The 16467-nt window shown below is 52.4% G+C and carries 16 protein-coding genes; 7 read left to right on the top strand and 9 right to left on the bottom strand.

The window, feature by feature from the left end:
• Positions 1 to 7: 7 nt before the first annotated feature.
• From BQ6873_RS02705 to BQ6873_RS02690, 4 genes are all read right to left on the bottom strand, one after another.
• Positions 8 to 1297, bottom strand: a complete 1290-nt coding sequence (locus BQ6873_RS02705; RefSeq protein WP_076591281.1) for an efflux RND transporter periplasmic adaptor subunit — start codon at positions 1295 to 1297, stop codon at positions 8 to 10.
• A 9-nt stretch (positions 1298 to 1306) separates the two neighbouring features.
• Positions 1307 to 2590 carry a TolC family protein gene (locus BQ6873_RS02700; RefSeq protein ID WP_076591280.1) on the bottom strand — a complete coding sequence of 428 codons (1284 nt, stop codon included), beginning with the start codon at positions 2588 to 2590 and terminating at the stop codon, positions 1307 to 1309.
• Between the two features lie 82 nt (positions 2591 to 2672).
• Complete coding sequence (gene czcI / locus BQ6873_RS02695; protein ID WP_076593906.1) at positions 2673 to 3020, bottom strand: cation efflux protein, CzcI family; 348 nt, start codon at positions 3018 to 3020, stop codon at positions 2673 to 2675.
• A gap of 49 nt (positions 3021 to 3069) precedes the next feature.
• A complete protein-coding gene (locus BQ6873_RS02690; RefSeq protein WP_076591279.1) occupies positions 3070 to 5289 on the bottom strand; it encodes a heavy metal translocating P-type ATPase in 2220 nt (739 codons plus the stop codon).
• Between the two features lie 108 nt (positions 5290 to 5397).
• On the opposite strand from BQ6873_RS02690, the gene cadR reads away from it, so the two are divergent.
• On the top strand, positions 5398 to 5853 hold the full coding sequence (cadR, locus tag BQ6873_RS02685; protein WP_076591278.1) for a Cd(II)/Pb(II)-responsive transcriptional regulator: 456 nt from the start codon (positions 5398 to 5400) through the stop codon (positions 5851 to 5853).
• Between the two features lie 345 nt (positions 5854 to 6198).
• The gene (locus BQ6873_RS02680) at positions 6199 to 6951 is read left to right on the top strand and encodes a TorF family putative porin (protein WP_076591277.1); all 753 of its coding nucleotides are present in this window, start codon (positions 6199 to 6201) and stop codon (positions 6949 to 6951) included.
• Positions 6952 to 7007: 56 nt separating this feature from the next.
• Here BQ6873_RS02680 and BQ6873_RS02675 read toward each other — a convergent pair whose 3' ends face one another.
• From BQ6873_RS02675 to BQ6873_RS02660, 4 genes are all read right to left on the bottom strand, one after another.
• Complete coding sequence (locus BQ6873_RS02675) at positions 7008 to 8054, bottom strand: XdhC family protein (protein WP_076591276.1); 1047 nt, start codon at positions 8052 to 8054, stop codon at positions 7008 to 7010.
• A gap of 9 nt (positions 8055 to 8063) precedes the next feature.
• Complete coding sequence (locus tag BQ6873_RS02670; RefSeq protein WP_076591275.1) at positions 8064 to 10295, bottom strand: xanthine dehydrogenase family protein molybdopterin-binding subunit; 2232 nt, start codon at positions 10293 to 10295, stop codon at positions 8064 to 8066.
• A gap of 17 nt (positions 10296 to 10312) precedes the next feature.
• Positions 10313 to 10786, bottom strand: a complete 474-nt coding sequence (locus BQ6873_RS02665) for a (2Fe-2S)-binding protein (protein WP_076591274.1) — start codon at positions 10784 to 10786, stop codon at positions 10313 to 10315.
• A gap of 81 nt (positions 10787 to 10867) precedes the next feature.
• Complete coding sequence (locus BQ6873_RS02660; RefSeq protein WP_076593905.1) at positions 10868 to 11518, bottom strand: NAD(P)H-dependent oxidoreductase; 651 nt, start codon at positions 11516 to 11518, stop codon at positions 10868 to 10870.
• 221 nt (positions 11519 to 11739) lie between these two features.
• Between BQ6873_RS02660 and BQ6873_RS02655 the strand changes: the two genes are divergently transcribed.
• The 3 genes from BQ6873_RS02655 to mctP all read left to right on the top strand — a co-directional run bounded on the left by BQ6873_RS02655 (position 11740) and on the right by mctP (position 14607).
• Entirely contained in the window at positions 11740 to 12630 is an 891-nt protein-coding gene (locus BQ6873_RS02655) for an AraC family transcriptional regulator (protein WP_157889099.1), read from the top strand.
• Between the two features lie 292 nt (positions 12631 to 12922).
• Positions 12923 to 13102, top strand: a complete 180-nt coding sequence (locus tag BQ6873_RS02650) for a DUF3311 domain-containing protein (RefSeq protein ID WP_076591272.1) — start codon at positions 12923 to 12925, stop codon at positions 13100 to 13102.
• Positions 13102 to 14607: a monocarboxylate uptake permease MctP gene (gene mctP / locus BQ6873_RS02645; protein ID WP_076591271.1), complete on the top strand. Its 1506-nt coding sequence runs from the start codon at positions 13102 to 13104 to the stop codon at positions 14605 to 14607. The genes BQ6873_RS02650 and mctP overlap by 1 nt, the downstream gene beginning before the upstream one ends.
• A 146-nt stretch (positions 14608 to 14753) precedes the next feature.
• Here the strand turns inward: mctP and BQ6873_RS18205 are convergent, their stop codons facing one another.
• Positions 14754 to 14975, bottom strand: coding sequence for a hypothetical protein (locus tag BQ6873_RS18205; RefSeq protein WP_076591270.1), 222 nt, complete (start codon positions 14973 to 14975; stop codon positions 14754 to 14756).
• On the opposite strand from BQ6873_RS18205, the gene BQ6873_RS18200 reads away from it, so the two are divergent.
• Both BQ6873_RS18200 and dapA read left to right on the top strand, forming a co-directional pair.
• Positions 14974 to 15321, top strand: a complete 348-nt coding sequence (locus BQ6873_RS18200) for a hypothetical protein (RefSeq protein WP_231949209.1) — start codon at positions 14974 to 14976, stop codon at positions 15319 to 15321. The two genes, BQ6873_RS18205 and BQ6873_RS18200, sit on opposite strands and share 2 nt — an antisense overlap.
• Positions 15322 to 15357: 36 nt before the next feature.
• Positions 15358 to 16236 carry a 4-hydroxy-tetrahydrodipicolinate synthase gene (gene dapA / locus BQ6873_RS02630; protein WP_076591269.1) on the top strand — a complete coding sequence of 293 codons (879 nt, stop codon included), beginning with the start codon at positions 15358 to 15360 and terminating at the stop codon, positions 16234 to 16236.
• Positions 16237 to 16467 lie beyond the last annotated feature (231 nt).

The following is a 16467-nucleotide window of genomic DNA, read 5'->3' as shown; positions in this document are numbered from 1 at the left end:
CTTCGCATCAATGAGTATGTTCGGCGCTGGCTTTACCCAGTTCCGATTTGATGACGAAGCTGCCGGCCGCCGCGTATTCCATGCCAGCCTTCAATCCCTTGACGATCTCAACCAACTTGCCGTCACTGCGACCTGTGGTCACTTCTTGCGCGATAAAGCCATCCGCCACTTTGACGAAAACGACAGGCTTGTCATTGATGCTTTGAATCGCATCGGTCGCAACAGCAACCGGTACTTCGACCTCGTTGGCAACAATCTCGACGTTGACGAACAGACCTGGACGCCAGGTGCCCTGCGGATTAGCCAAGGTGACGCGCGCCTTGGCAGTACGTGTTTGTATACCCAATAAAGAACCGACATAAGCAATCGTGCCGCTCGCACTAGAATCAAATGCACTGGCCGTCACTTTTACTTTTTCTCCTACGCGCACTGCATTCAAATCCTTGGCTGGCACTGCAATCTCAGCCCAGACCGACGACAGATCGGACAGCGTGAAGATGTTGGCATCTTCCTTGACCGCTTCACCTAGTGCGATGTGCTTCTCGACGACGATGCCATCGAATGGTGCGCGGATTTCATAGCGATTGAAGGCGCCGGAAGAACCGGCATCGGCACCGAGCGCAGCCAGCTTCTGGCGTGCGTTTTGTACGGCGATTTCGGTTTCATGCAAAGTTTGTTGCGCTTGCAGGTAATCCTGTTCGGCAGAAATCTTCTCTTGCCATAATTTCTTTTCACGGTCGAAGGTCAGCTTGGCCAGCGTCAGACGTTTTTGCGCAGCGAACAATTCACTGCGTTGTTCAGACAAGCCGGTGCTGGCAATCACGGCCAGAACTTGTCCTTTCTTCACCTGCTGCCCAAGATTGGCTGGCACGCTTTGCACCACGCCAGCCAAACGCGGCACTACGTGCGCGGTACGGTCTTCGTTGAATTGGATTTCACCCGGCAGTATCAGTGCTGTCTTGATGTGTGCAGCATTGGCAGTCAATAGCGTTACGCCGGCCGTCTTGATCTGCGCATCGCTTAAAACAATCTTGTTTTCAGCATCGTGCGCTTCGCCTTCCGCCTTTTTCTCATGATGTTCTCCATCTGCATGCTTAGCGGAATCGTCATGCGCATGTTTATCTTTTTTTGTTCCTTCGTGATGTTCGGTATCGGCATGTTCTGCAGAATGGCCGTGAGCATCTCCGCTCGATGAAGAGTTTTTTCCTGATAGCAGGATCAGCCCACCCAGCAGGAAGCCGATGATGACGATTGCCGCAATGGCAATGGTTTGCTTTTTATTCAAGTTGATTTTCATGATGAATTCTTATGGCTTGTTAGCAAGGGGAGCTTCGCCGAGGATGCGATCGATCTCGGCGGCGGCGTTGTGTGCTTCGGACAAGGTGCGCAGATATTGCGATCTGGCTTGCAACAAGGTGCGTTGCGCATCCAGTACATCGAGGAAGTTGAATTTGCCGAACTCGAAGCCGGTAGTGGCTGCGTCATAGGCGCTTTGCGCTCCCGGCAAGATATCGCGTTGCAATGCTTCCGCTTCTTGCCGCGCCGTACTCAAACGCTCGTAGGCTTGCGCCAATTCGCCATCGAGACGAATTTCGGTTGCAGCCAATTCATCGCGCGCCTTGTCGGTACGACGCAAGGCTTCCAGGATATTGCCCTGATTGCGATCGAACATCGGGAATGGAATCGATAAACCGACGACCGCCTGATTGGATCCTGTCTCACCATTCTTTTTGACGCCCATGCTGACCGTCACATCAGGAATACGGCGGCTCTTTTCCACTTCCGTGACTGCCTGCCTCCGTTCCAATTCATGACGTGCGCGTGTCAGTGCCGGTGACTGCGCCAGACGCATATTCAACTCCGGCCACTGTGGCAAGACGGGCAAACTCTCTACATTGCCTTGTGCCTGCTGGAAGCGCGGCAGTGGATTGCCCCAGGTTGCGGCCAGACGTTTGCGTGCAATCACGAGTTCGCTTTTGGCCTGACTGAGTTCCAGTCGCACATTAGCTTCCGCTACGCGCGCCTTGGTTTCTTCTACCGGTGACACCTTGCCAGCTGCGACACGGCGCGATGCAACCAGACTGCCACGTTGTGCCAGCAACAGCGAAGCATCAGCCAGACGCAGACGCTCCTGCGCATTCAAGACATTGAAGAAAGCAGTAATGACAGCGGCACGTATCTCGGCACGTTTGGTGTTGAGCTCGGCATAAGCGGTGTCGTAGGCACGGCTGGCCGCGCCTATACGCGCGCTACGCTTGCCGCCCAACTCTATCGGCTGATTCAACAGCCAGGTGGTGGTACGCGTATCGCGGCGTGCGTCTTCGACCTGCACCGACACTTCCGGATTCGGTATCAGTCCTGCTTGTTGTATCGTCGCGTCAACGGCAGCAGCTTCATTACGCGCAGCAGACAGATCTGCATTGCCATCCAGCGCTAGCTTCAGCGCGGACTCCAGAGTAATGCTCTCAGCTGGTTCTACGACACGGTTCGCCGTTACGCCGCTCGCAACGGGTGCGTAAGTAGTGTTTTGTGCAGACGCTGGCATCAGCGCAAGCGCCGCCAAGCCTAGCGGCAAGAAATACCTGTACATCGAATTCTCCTGTTGATGGGGAAAGAATTCGACGAGACGTCAGGATGCAGTTAAGTGCGGATGAAAAGATCGTCCCGTCGAGTCAAGCGACGGGTTGCCGATCAGGCCGTCTGGGGCCGTCCGGTATATGGGAAGAAAAAGATGGTGGCTGTAGTTCAGCATGAACCGAACCGGTAGGAATCACAAGCAGTGCTGTCTGCATCAGAAACGATGCCTGGCTGACTGCATGGCAGTAACCGCAATCCTTGTGCAACTTCGACAAGGAACTCTTCTCGATTTGCTGATCAGCTTCAGCGTCGTGTTTGTGCTCGTGATGACCAAAATGCTGAGTCGTCGATGCTTCTTCGTGCTGACAATAGACAGCCGCTGCCGCCCAGGAGAACTGGAGCGGCAAAGCCAGCAGCATCAGAATTATCAGCAGTCTTTTCACGGGCTGAATCATAGCATCGTTTTATTTCAGTAGATGAAGTGTAGTTTTCTCAAACTGCTCGCAGCAGACGCAAACCGTTAAAGACCACGATCAGGCTCGCGCCCATATCGGCAAACACCGCCATCCACAATGTCGCCTCACCTGTCAGCGCCAACACCAGAAAGACTGCTTTGATACCAAGAGCGAGCGCGATGTTTTGCATCAGCACGGTATGCGTCTTCTTGCTCAAACCGATGAAGTCTGCCAGCTTGCCCAGGTTATCGTCCATCAAGGCAACGTCGGCGGTTTCCAACGCAGTATCGGTGCCAGCTGCACCCATCGCAAAGCCGATGTTCGCTTTGGCCAGCGCAGGCGCATCATTAATGCCGTCACCTACCATACCGACGTGGCCGTATTGATTGATCAGCTCATTAATTGCGGTCAATTTATCCTCGGGCAGCTGGTTGCCACGCACATCGGCAATGCCAACTTTGCTGCCTATCGCCTCTGCCGTATGCGGATTGTCACCGGTCAGCATGACGACCTTCACACCCAGGTTTTGCAGCTTGGCGACGGCAGCGGTACTGGTGTCACGTATGGTGTCAGCCGCTGCCAGGATCAACAAAGGAGATTCATCGGAACCGAGAATGACTGCAGTCTTGCCGGTTTGCTCGTAGGCATCCAGCTTCGCTTCTAATTCAGGGCCGCAAATCCCCAGCTCATGTATCAAACGATGATTGCCCAGATAATAGGCTTTGCCATTTATCGTGCCGCGTACACCACGACCGGTCAGTGCTTCAAAGTCGCTGACTTCAAACAGCGTATCCGACAATTGCTGCGCCTCCCAGTAAGCGACCACGGCGGATGAGACAGGATGATCCGAGCGATGTGCAAGGCTCGCCGCCAGACGCAACATCGCCTTGATATCGCCATCGTGTATCTGCAAGGTGTCGGTGACAACTGGTTTGCCTACGGTGATCGTGCCGGTTTTATCCAGCGCCAGCGCTTTCAACTTACGACCCAGCTCCAGATATACGCCACCTTTGATCAAGATGCCGTGTCGCGCTGCTGCAGCCAAGCCGCTCACTACTGTGACTGGCGTGGAAATAACCAGCGCACATGGGCAGGCAATCACCAGCAAGACCAGCGCTTTATACAACCAGGGCTGAAACGGTTGTGCCATCAGCAGCGGCGGCAAGATCGCGACCAGCACTGCCATCAAGACCACGATAGGAATGTAATAACGCGCGAATTGATCGACAAAGCGCTGCGTAGGAGCGCGTTCGCCCTGCACTTGCTGCACGCTCTTGATGATGCGCGCCAGAGTGGAGTTCGATTGCAAAGCCGTCACGCGATAATCAAAAGTGCCGCGTTCATTGATGGTGCCGGCAAAAACGGTATCACCGCTTTGCTTGGCAACTGGCATGCTTTCGCCAGTAATCGGCGCTTGATTGATCGTGCTTTGCCCCTCGACGATGATGCCGTCCAGCGGTACGCGTTCGCCCGGCTTGACCCGTACGATGGCATCCAGTTGCACTTCCGTCGCAGCGACGGGCAGCCATTCATTGTTGTCGTTACGGACGGTTGCCATTTCCGGTGCCATCGCCATCAAGCCTTTGATCGCATTGCGGGCGCGATCCAGTGACAAGGCTTCTATCATTTCGGCTGCTGCGAAGAGGAAGATCACGACCGCCGCTTCCGGCCACTGCCCGATCAAGATCGCACCGATGACGGCGAGCGACATCAGGAAGTTCATGTTCAGGGAAAAATGGCGCAAGGCGATCCAACCCTTTTTAAGGGTATCCAAACCGCCAGTCAGAATCGCGATCAATGCCAGTGAGATGACTATCCACGACGTTTCCACGCCGCTAGTCCAGGCCACGACTTCAGAACCGATTGCAGTCGCACCAGAAATCGCCATCAAGGTCCATTTCAACGGCGAGATGCGATAGTCGCCAGACAATTCACCGTGATCGGCCAGCCCTTCGCGCTCCAGATTCTGTGTGTCGGACTTTACGACAGGGTCGAGATCGAGCTTCTTCAGTGCGGTCACTATGGATTCGACCGACGGCAAATTGTGATGCACGGTTAACTCACGCTGCATCAGATTGAACTGCATACCGACGATGCCCTGCATCTTTTGGAAGCGATCGCGGATCAGCTTCTCTTCTGTCGGGCAATCCATTTTCTGGATCAACAGAACTGCTTGCGCAGCACCGCTCGCCACCATCTCTGGCGCTGCGGATGGCTGGTTTTCTGTGTGGCTATGATCGTGGTCACAACAGTGCATAAATATTCTCCTTGCAAATCAATGATTGCGTCACTATTGTCATTAGAGACCCTGTAGTCACTACAGGGTCAAGCGCTTTTTTAGATTATCTTGCCTAGAGGCTATCAAATGACGCAACAAGCACTGAAAATCGGCGAATTGGCGACGCAAACCGGTTCCTCGGTAGAAACCATACGCTATTACGAGCAGCAGAATCTGCTGCCGCAGGCATCGCGCTCGGCCAGCAATTACCGCTTGTATGGCGAGGAACATGTCAAAAGATTACAGTTCATCCGGCATTGTCGCTCGCTGGATATGACGCTGGATGAGATACGTACCCTGCTTGCGTTTCAGGACACACCTGAAGGTAACTGTGCCGGCGTGAATACCTTGCTCGATAGACACATAGAACACGTCGCTAATCGCATCAAGGAATTGAAGGCATTGCAGATAGAGTTAAAAGAATTGCGCAATAGTTGCCTGACCATACAGTCGGTCGAGGCTTGCGGCATTCTGCAAAATCTGGCGAGTGCGGAAGATACTGATCCAAAGAATCTTGGCTCGCATAGTGGCGGCTGTCATTAAACAAAATACCGATTACGTTTAATATCCAGGATGCGATTTTTGATTAAAGTAAATTATATAAATACATTTTAACTATTTGATAAATAACAAATTAAATTTACAATTCTGTGCTTTTAATCTCGGTCGCACAGTATTAATTTATACGCCCTCTTTACGCAATGCCTGTTTCTTTTTAGAAAATCTTTATACCCCTCCTGTTAACCTGCATCTCGCCATAAGAACTGATGCAGCTTACTCATACTTGAGTTTTCTTTCCCGCAATCATCATCACTTGCATGACGATTGCGCGGAGCCTGTATAGCTAGGCATTTTCTGTAGACCACATCCAAAGAGGACAAACGCAGCATGAAAAAATTGATTCTTGCCGTCGCCGTGACGGCTGCATTCACCGGCAGCATGGCGCATGCAGAAGACAACAAACCGGATAACGAAGTCAGCTTCAACGCGGCGATCACATCCGATTACCGTTACCGCGGCATTTCACAAACACGTCTGCAACCAGCTCTGCAAGGTGGCGCTGATTATGTGCACAATCCGAGTGGTTTCTATGCGGGTACCTGGCTTTCCACGATCAAGTTCATCAATGATGCGGGCGGTAGCGGCAATGTCGAAATCGATCTTTACGGCGGTAAGCGAGGTGCCATCACCAAGGATGTTTCATACGATGTGGGTGTGCTGACTTATGTCTACCCATCCAATAACTTGAAGCCTAGCGTCAATACAACTGAAGTCTACGGACAACTGGGCTATGGCCCTGCTTATATCAAGTACTCGCATGCGGTAACGAATCTATTCGGTTTCGTTGATAGCAAAAACAGCGGCTATCTGGATATCGGTGCGAATCTGGATATGGTCGATGGCTATATCCTCAATTTGCATGCAGGCCATCAAAAAGTATCTGGAACAAATGCTGGCGTCAGCAATAGCCGTTTTAGTTACACCGACTGGAAAGTGGGCGTCACCAAAGACTTTGGGATCGTTACCGGCGCGCTGGCCGTCATAGGAACTGATGCTGACAAGTCTGCTTATGCTTCGCCGGTCAACGGCAAATTCATGGGAAAAAGTACCGTCGTCGTTTCCATCAGCAAAACGTTCTAAGCCGACATTCTGCAATAAAAAACGCCTGCTTCCGCAGGCGTTTTTCTGTCAAAGAACTAAACCATACAACTTGATGGTTCTAAATCCTGATGCTCTAAGTTTTCATACGATGACTTGCCAGCCACGACCGGCGTAGGTGCCGGCCGGTGTATCCCATTCTTCACAGCCACAATCTCAGCCATGATGGATAAGGCGATCTCGGCAGGTGTCTTGCTACCGATGTACAAGCCGGCCGGTCCATGCAAATCCTGCAGCACGTGTTCGGCGATGTCGAAGTAAGTATGCAAGCGTTCGCGACGTTGTGCGCTGTTACGACGTGAGCCGATGGCACCTACATAGAAAGCCTTGGTCTGTAGTGCATCGATCAATGCCAGGTCGTCCAGTTTGGGATCGTGCGTCAGAGCGACGACTGCAGTCCTTGCATCAGGTTTCAATCGCAGAATCAGATCATCGGGCATTTCATGACTGAGCACTACGCCATCCACCTGCCAACTGGCGCGATGTTCTTCTCGCGGATCGCAAACGATGACTTCGAAGCCCAAACTCAGCGCCATCTGACACAGGAAGCGCGACATATCTCCTGCTCCGATCACGATGAGACGAGCTTGCGGCCCCAGATAGGTAGTCAATTGCTTGTCATCTAATCTGGGTACACCGTCACGACGACCTTCGTGCAATGCGACCTGACCAGTATCGAGGTTTAATATGCGTTGCGTGCTGCGTCTTTGCTGGCAAGCCAGCAGCAACTCATCCAGCCGACTACGCGCAGATACTGGTTCCAGCACCAGTTCCACGGTACCGCCGCAAGGTAGACCGAAACGATGCGCTTCGTCAGCCGAGATGCCATAGCGCAGTACTACAGGCAGTTCGTTTGAACAAAGAGCTTGCGCCCCTTCTTCCTGTATGCGGCGTATCAAGTCATCTTCTATGCAACCGCCCGACACCGAGCCTACGGTTTCGCCACGGCCATTAATGGCCATGAGCGATCCCGGTGGTCGCGGTGAAGAACCCCAGGTGCGTGCAACGGTGACGAGTACTACGGGCAGACTCGCCATCTGCCACTTCAAGGCTGTACGCAAGACGATGGTATCGAGATCTTCCATGATGTTCGCCTATGTCAGATTGAACGGTAACTGGCGCAGCGGCTTGCCGGTCAGGCTTGCGATGGCATTAGCGAAAGCTGGTGCCAACGGTGGCAGCCCCGGTTCGCCCATACCTGTCGGTGGTTCTGCACTAGGCACTATGTGGATAGCAAAGGTCGGCACGTCGGTGATACGCGCTACCGTGAAGTCGCCGAAATTGCTCTGTTCAACCACGCCATCCTTGAGTGTGATGGCCGAACCCGGCAAGCACATCGACATACCCATGATCGCTGCACCTTGTGCTTGTGCTTCTATGGTGCGTGGATTGACCGCGAGGTTGCAATGTATACCGCCGGTGACATGATGCAGTACCGGCCTGCCGTCTTGTACCGAAGCTTCCACCACATAAGCCACGACGGTGCTGAAAGACTCGTGTACCGCCACGCCCCAGGCACGTCCGGCTGCCAGCTTCCGCTTGCCATAACCGCTCTTGTCCACCGCTAATTGCAGCGCAGCACGATGGCGCGCATTTTTGTCGCCGAAGAGTTGCATGCGGTAAGCCACTGGATCCTGCTTCGTACTGCGAGCGATCTCATCGATCAAGGTTTCCATCACGAAGGCCGTGTGCGTGGAACCTACGCTGCGCCACCACAGTACCGGCACATTCAGTTTGGGATGATGTACGGTCAAACGCATAGGCACGTCATAAGGATCGCGCATGCCTTCCGTGGCTGTGCCATCGATGCCGTTTTTGACCTGAAACTGTTCAAACACCGAGCCGGCTGTGATGGACTGGCCAACGAGGACATGATCCCAGGCCAGCACTTTGCCGCGTTCGTCGAAACCTATGCGTGCGTGGTGCAAGTGCATAGGACGATAGTAGCCGCCGTGCATATCATCTTCACGACTCCACAGCGTACGCACCGGCACATTCAAGCCGGCAGAGCGTGCAGCTTTGGCGATTTCGCACGCTTCGACCACGAAGTCACTGCTGCTGGCAAAACGCCGGCCGAAACCGCCACCCGCCATTTGTACATGCACTTCAACTTGCTCAGGTTTGAGACCCAGCACGCGTGCGACTGCTGCGCCATCCAGACCTGGGCATTGCGAGCCAGTCCATATTTCAGCACGTCCATCGCCGAGCTTGACGGTGCAGTTAAGCGGCTCCATCGCTGCATGCGCCAGATAGGGAAATATGTACTCGGCATCTATCTGTTTAGGCGCGTTTGACAACGGCGCCATGTCGGCGTCGAACTTGCGCGGGCCGGGCTGAGCGACTAACGCGCGGTACTGAGCGAGTTGTTTTTCGCTATCCACTTTTTCGACGGCGGCAGTGTTCCACTCCAGTTTCAGTGCATCGCGTGCCTGCTTGGCCGGCCAGTAACCATCAGCGATCACAGCTACGCCTTCGCCGCCACGATCTACTGGTATGCGGAATACAGCCTTCACGCCTTTCACCGCGCGTGCAGCGCTATCGTCTACCGATGCCAGACGAGCGCCGAACACTGGTGGGCGTGCTACCACAGCTGTCAACTGGCCAGGCAAATGGACGTCGATGCCGAATGATTGTTTGCCGCTGCTCTTGGCTTTCGCATCCAGACGCGTGGTCGGCTTACCGATGATGCGAAAATCTTTTGGATTCTTCAGCGTGACTTTTTCAGGGACGGGAACGTTCATCGCCGCTTCCGCCAGTTGGCCGTAACTCAGCTTGCGTCCACCCGGCCCTATTACTGAACCAGATTGCGTACGCAAGGTAGACACGTCGACGTTCCAGCGCGCTGCAGCGGCACTCAGCAACATGGCGCGGGCACGTGCGCCCAGTTCGCGGTATTGCGTGAAGCTGTTCTTGACCGAATTGGAACCACCGGTGATGTGTATACCGAATTGCGGATCAATGTAAGCAGGATCGTTGGAGCCATGCTTGCTGCGCACCAGACTCCAGTCAGCATCCAGTTCTTCCGCCAATATCATCGGCAATGCTGTCTGCACGCCTTGACCAAATTCCAGTCGATTGATCGCAACCGTGACTTCGCCATTGGGAGCGATATGCACGAAGGCTGAAGGTTGTTGCGTTGGTTTCAGGGCGTTGCTGGCGGCTTGTCCCATAGCCAGGTGCGGAAAAGCACCTAGCGCCAAGCCGGCAGCACCGCTCACTTTGAGAAATTGGCGGCGAGAAAATGTGCCTGCTTCTTTAGGTTGTTCGCGGCTCAGCAGATGTTGCAGAGCACGGGGCATTTCGCTGTAATCGATATTGGGCAACATGGCAGCTCCTTATTGGATTAAGCGAGAGCTTTGGCGGCATCAGCCACCGCAGCGCGAATACGGACATAGGTACCGCAGCGGCAGATGTTGCCAGCCATGGCGGAGTCGATTTCTGCAACTGTTGGTTGCTTGCCGCGTGGCAATGACTTGAGGAAACCTGTAGCGCTCATGATCTGACCGCTCTGACAGTAGCCACATTGCGCCACGTCGTGCTTGACCCATGCCGCATGCACGGCAGCACCGACCTTGTCGCTGCCATCGGTCGCAGCTTCGATGGTGGTGATCTTCTTGCCTTCTATGGAAGAGACTGGCGTGATACACGAGCGGATGGCAGCACCATCCATGTGCACGGTACAGGCACCGCACAAGGCAGCGCCGCAACCGAATTTGGTTCCTGTCATTTGCAGGTTGTCGCGCAGTACCCACAGTAATGGAGTGTCAGCTGCAACGTCCACCTGGACGTTCTTGCCGTTAAGATTGAGTGTGACCATGAGAGCCTCCGATGGTAGAGAGAAAGATGTTCAATGTTGATACGCTTTGCGGAATGTTTCCGCGCACTTCCAACGTCAAGTTCAAGCAACTAACTCACAAGCAAGCTCCCTGGTACTCAGGGACTTGTCTGTCGATCCGTATCCGACAACAGTTGCCAGATGTTCACGCAGCCTCCGAATATCGCCCTCAATATTAGGCGCTTTCATGACGTCGTGGCTGGAAAATGATGGCAGGATATCGACACCGCAGAATTTGTAATTGGCGGTATTGCTGATGAATACATCATCGACAGTTTTGCCTGCAAACAAGACTTGTTCCTTGTTGCCAAATGCTTCCTGCGGCGCATTCCATGTCAGGGACAGCATGTACTTCTTGCCCTGCATCTTGCCGCCGGTACCGTACTGCTTGTTCGGATCGTCACGCGTCCGGCCATCACCTGTCAGAAAGCTTTGCAGGAACATACCAGCCGTGAATACTTCATCGACGTATTTTTTGTATATCCATGGCATGCCGAACCAGTAAACCGGTGATTGCAAAATGATGAGGTCGGCCCAGACATGCTTTTGCACCTCGGTATCGAGGTCATAGCCTTGCTCGATCTCGGTGTGTCTGACTTCGTAACCTTGCTTCTCCATTTCATTCTGAATGACTTCGATCATGGTCTCGTTCAGTCTGCCAGTGGAAATACCTTCATAGAACTGGTGTGCGTTGATAATTAGTACATTTTTCATCATGGGCCCTCTGTGATTTACCGGGATACATACGGTTTTTCAGTTGCTGCTTGCTTGAGATGCATTGTGCCCTCAGAGTTGAGATAGTCGATTGCCTGATTCGATGTGCTTATTGCCCAATTTGATGAATTGGCGGCGGAACTGAATAACAAGAGCGTTGCTAGTGCTAGGCTACGCCTTGAGATTATTTCTTTCACAGTGCTATGAAAATGGACGACAAAATGCAAACAGCGAGTAGCCATGTACTTGCCAAACTAGTCGGTGATATTGCCCGAACCGATGGTGAGCACACCGTACAAATTCCCACACTGATGCTGTACCGACGCAGTGCGGCTACCGATCCTGTGCCTTGTATCTATGGACTGGGACTGGGAATCACCGTGCAAGGTAATAAGCGTGTCACCTTGGGCGATGAAATTTTTGAATATGGCCCTGGACAATCACTCGTCACCTCGGTTGACCTGCCTGTAGTGTCCTATGTCACACGCGCCAATCTGGACGAGCCTTATTTAGGTTTGCGTCTGGAGCTGGATGCACGTCTCATCGCCCAGTTGGCTGCAGAAATGGATTTCACGGCGCCGCTTAAGGTCGCGACTTCGCGCGCGCTGTCCATCGTGACTTTGGATGACAGTCTGCTTGATGCGTTGATACGGCTGATTCAACTTTTGGATGAACCTCAGCTCATTCCACTCGTTGCTCCGCTCATTCAACAAGAGATTGTTGTTCGATTGTTGAAAGGCGAACACGGCCCTTCGTTACGGCACATGGTTGCAGTTGGCTCCCCTAGCCATCAGGTTGCCAAGGTGCTTTCATGGCTGAAGCAGAACTATAAGGAAGAAGTCACCATGGATGATCTGGCGACCAAAGCACACATGAGTCCTTCAACTTTTCGCCAGCATTTTCGTGTGGTAACAGGCATGAGCCCACTGCAATATTTAAAAAATCTGCGTTTGCAGGATGCTCGACAATTGATGCTCAACGAAGACATTGATGCGAGCAGCGCAGCGGTGCGTGTGGGATATGAGAGTGCATCTCAGTTCAGTCGCGAATACACGCGCTTGTTTGGTGCGCCACCAGTACGAGACATTAAACGGATGCGATTGGCTTCCTGATTAATATAGTTGTTATCCACATCCAATCTCGTAAAACAAATTACTCATCACAATACTTTTGCAAAGATTGTGATCGCAAAGCGTTAAGAAAATAGTAGAAAGTTTTCTCGCAAACAATCTACATCTCCGCAGGGAAAACATTACCAAAATTTAATTTGCATACAAGCAAAGCGGAATGGAATTCGGACTATTACTTGCTGTCCAATCCATACACGTTACCTCCTGCAAGCTCTCATCGCACCGGCGTAACCATAAAGAAGATGCTCGGGTTTAACCACCAAAGGAGATCAACATGTGGGCCCTGCTATTACTGCCGTTTATCGGCTTATTGTGGCTGCCGTTCTATAACCACGAATTCCCTACTCTCTTCGGCTTTCCATTTTTCTACTGGTACCAACTGGCATGGGTACCGATCACTTCGCTGCTGATCTGGATCGTGTATCGCCACGGCAAAAGCAGAGGAGATGAATGATGGACAGCAAAATTAACTGGACGGCACTGGCCGTCTTTGTCTTTTTCTTCATATTGGTCACCGCGATGGGCTTTGCCGCTTCACGCTGGCAAAGTGGTAAAGCGAATAAGGGTGCGCATCTGGATGAATGGGGTCTGGGTGGGCGTAACTTCGGTACCTGGATTACGTGGTTCCTCGTCGGCGGTGATTTCTATACCGCATACACCGTCATCGCCGTACCAGCACTGGTTTATGCAGTCGGCGCGTATGGTTTCTTCGCTCTTCCCTATACGATCATCGTCTACCCTATCGTGTTCGCCATCATGCCGAAACTGTGGAATGCGGCGCATCGTGCTGGGCATGTTACTGCTGCTGACGTCGTGTACGGACGCTATAGTTCACGCACGCTGGAATTTGCAGTAGCAATCACTGGCGTCATCGCCACCATGCCGTACATCGCGTTGCAGTTGGTCGGTATGGAAGTGGTTATCAAGGCGCTCGGTCTGACAGGTGAATTACCTTTGGCCGCAGCGTTCATCATTCTCGCGCTCTACACTTATTCAGCAGGCTTGCGCGCACCAGCCCTGATTGCGTTCGTGAAGGATTTGATGATTTACATCGTGGTGCTGGTTGCCATTGTGTTGGTACCGATGAGACTCGGTGGCTACGGCGCAGTGTTCTCTTCCGCCGGCGCAGCCTTCGCTGCCAAAGGTGGTGCCACCGGACTTTTCCTGCAGCCGCAACAGATCCTGCCGTTTGCCACGCTGGCACTCGGTTCTGCGATGGCGGCGTTCATGTATCCGCATACGCTGACCGGTATTTTTGCAGCAAAAAGTGCTGACACGATCAGGAAAAATGCAGTCTTCCTGCCAGCCTATACCGTGCTGCTTGGCTTGATCGCACTGCTGGGCTTCATGGGACACGCTGCTGGCATCAAGATCACAAGCAACAATGATGTGGTGCCTGCATTGTTCAACGCATTGTTCCCAAGCTGGTTCACTGGTTTCGCCTTCGCAGCCATTGCGATCGGTGCATTGGTGCCAGCAGCGGTGATGTCTATCGGTGCATCTAATTTGTTCACACGTAACTTCTGGAAACCTTATGTCAATCCAGCCATCACGCCAGCCGGTGAGCAGCAAGTGGCAAAAATCGTATCGTTGGTGGTCAAAGTCGGTGCCCTGGTTTTCATCCTGTTCCTGCCTACCCAGTTCGCTCTCGATCTGCAATTGCTGGGCGGTGTATGGATATTGCAAACATTCCCTGCCGTCGTATTCGGCCTGTTCTTCTGCTGGTTCCGCGCTCCAGCTCTGTTGGCTGGTTGGGCGATTGGTATGGCAGGCGGTAGTTGGCTGGCCTTCTCGGATGGCATCAAACCTGTACATACATTGATGCTAGGTGGTTCCGGCTATACGATCTATACAGGCTTGCTGGCATTGGCACTGAATATTGCCGTCGCTGTAGTGGTGCAATTGGTGCTGGGCGAACGCGGTGCAAACAAACCAGCACTGGAGACGCTGACACGCTAAATTGCTATCGTTGTCATCATTGATGAACGGGCTTGGGTCATCACGACTCAAGCCCGTTTAACAAGCAGATAGAGAATCAGGCCACAAGTACGCGTTTATATATTTCGTTTACACATTAGCCCTAATCTTTTAGAAAATTTTTATATTCAGGCTGCTAATCTGCTTGTCATCATAACGACGAAGCAGGTTCTCATGAATCGCTTGACCTTGATGCACACGCAATCAGCAATACGACATTTCAGCTCGCTAGCAAACCAGTCGACAACAAACTCTTTAAGCATCACCCATTCTGAAACCGGCAAGTCCATCGCTGCGCCCTCTTTTACGCCCTCCACTGCATCGCATACATCATCAAAACTTGATCGCATGAATGAGCTTGCATTGAAGCCATCATCGAACTCTGTCTCATCTATCTACGATTCTGCAGCAACAAAAAATACTCAATCGACAGATGCTGCCGGGCATCCAATACAGGCAAAGAACAATGAATGTCTGATGCTGCTGACGATCAGCGCTGATTGTGTTGCAGAACTACGGCATCTCGTCATGCGTACCTGCGGCGAATGGATAGTCTTCATACGCACACAGCCTATCGCACACGCGACAAAGATCAAGGTATGGCTATGCATGAGCAATCCGGCAAGCGATATGGTCATGGATGCCGTGATGCGCGCCTTACCCAGCGCAGAGTTTGGTCAAATCACGCACGGCTAATGCGTAAATCTATTTTCAGCATCAGAAAGAAAAGTAATGACAGCTTTTGAAGGCATTTGGGTTCCTATCGTGACGCCATTCCATAATGGCGAAGTCGCACTCGATGCAGCGCAGCGCCTCGCGGCTGATCTGGTTGACAAGGGTATTCATGGGATAGTCGTCTGCGGTACAACGGGTGAAGCAGCCGCATTAAGTGAGCACGAACAGGCAACATTGCTATGTGCAATTATCGAAGCCGTAGGCGCGCGTTGCCCTGTCGCGATGGGAGTCAGCGGCAGCAATACACGCGTAGTCGCTGAAAAAGTAAAAAGCTACAACCACTATGCGCCCGCAGCTTATTTACTCTCTGCGCCATCCTATGTACGTCCATCGCAAGAAGGCATACTGTGGCACTTTCAAGCGGTCGCATCGCAGACTGATCTACCCATCATCATCTACAACATCCCTGCGCGTACCGGCGTCAATATCGACGCATCGACTGTCGCCACATTGGCGATGGATCCGCACTTTATCGCTATCAAAGAAAGTAGCGGCGATGTTTCACAGTTAATGAAGATTATCAACAATACTTCATTGAAAGTACTATCAGGCGATGATGCCCTGCTCCTAACTACACTTGAGCTAGGTGGACATGGCGCGATCTCGGCAGGTGCGCATATACGCCCCGATCTTTTTGTACGCATCGTTGATTTGATGCGTGCAGGACAAACCGAGCAGGCATCCATCATCTTCCATGCGCTGTTGCCGCTCATACGACTACTGTTTTCAGAACCAAATCCAGGCCCGATCAAAGCCGCATTGGCAATACAAGGAAAAATGAACGATAACTTGCGTCTGCCTATGACGCCTATGTCATCTGCAGGCAAGGACAAACTTGCAGGGATATTGCAGGAAGTTGCAGATTTGCGGGTATAGCTTTTAAGGCAAGGTGATCAGCCTACATTACCTATTCGTAATATGCTTCTAGGAACTGTCTTGTCATCGATAGAGTCTTAATAAAGACTCATCAACATTTGTACTTGATTGCACGGTAGCAACCTCTACATCGCTGTTACAGTCCGTAACAAGATCAGGGTCAACTCTGCAGCAATTCCAGGCGTTGAACATACATCGGGACAGGACCGCATGTGCGGCCCGCCATCATAC

Source organism: Herminiimonas arsenitoxidans, assembly GCF_900130075.1.
In the GTDB taxonomy this organism is placed as follows: domain Bacteria; phylum Pseudomonadota; class Gammaproteobacteria; order Burkholderiales; family Burkholderiaceae_D; genus Oxalicibacterium; species Oxalicibacterium arsenitoxidans.
Note: the sequence above shows the minus strand (reverse complement) of the source record. Positions and strands in the feature narration are given on the sequence as shown.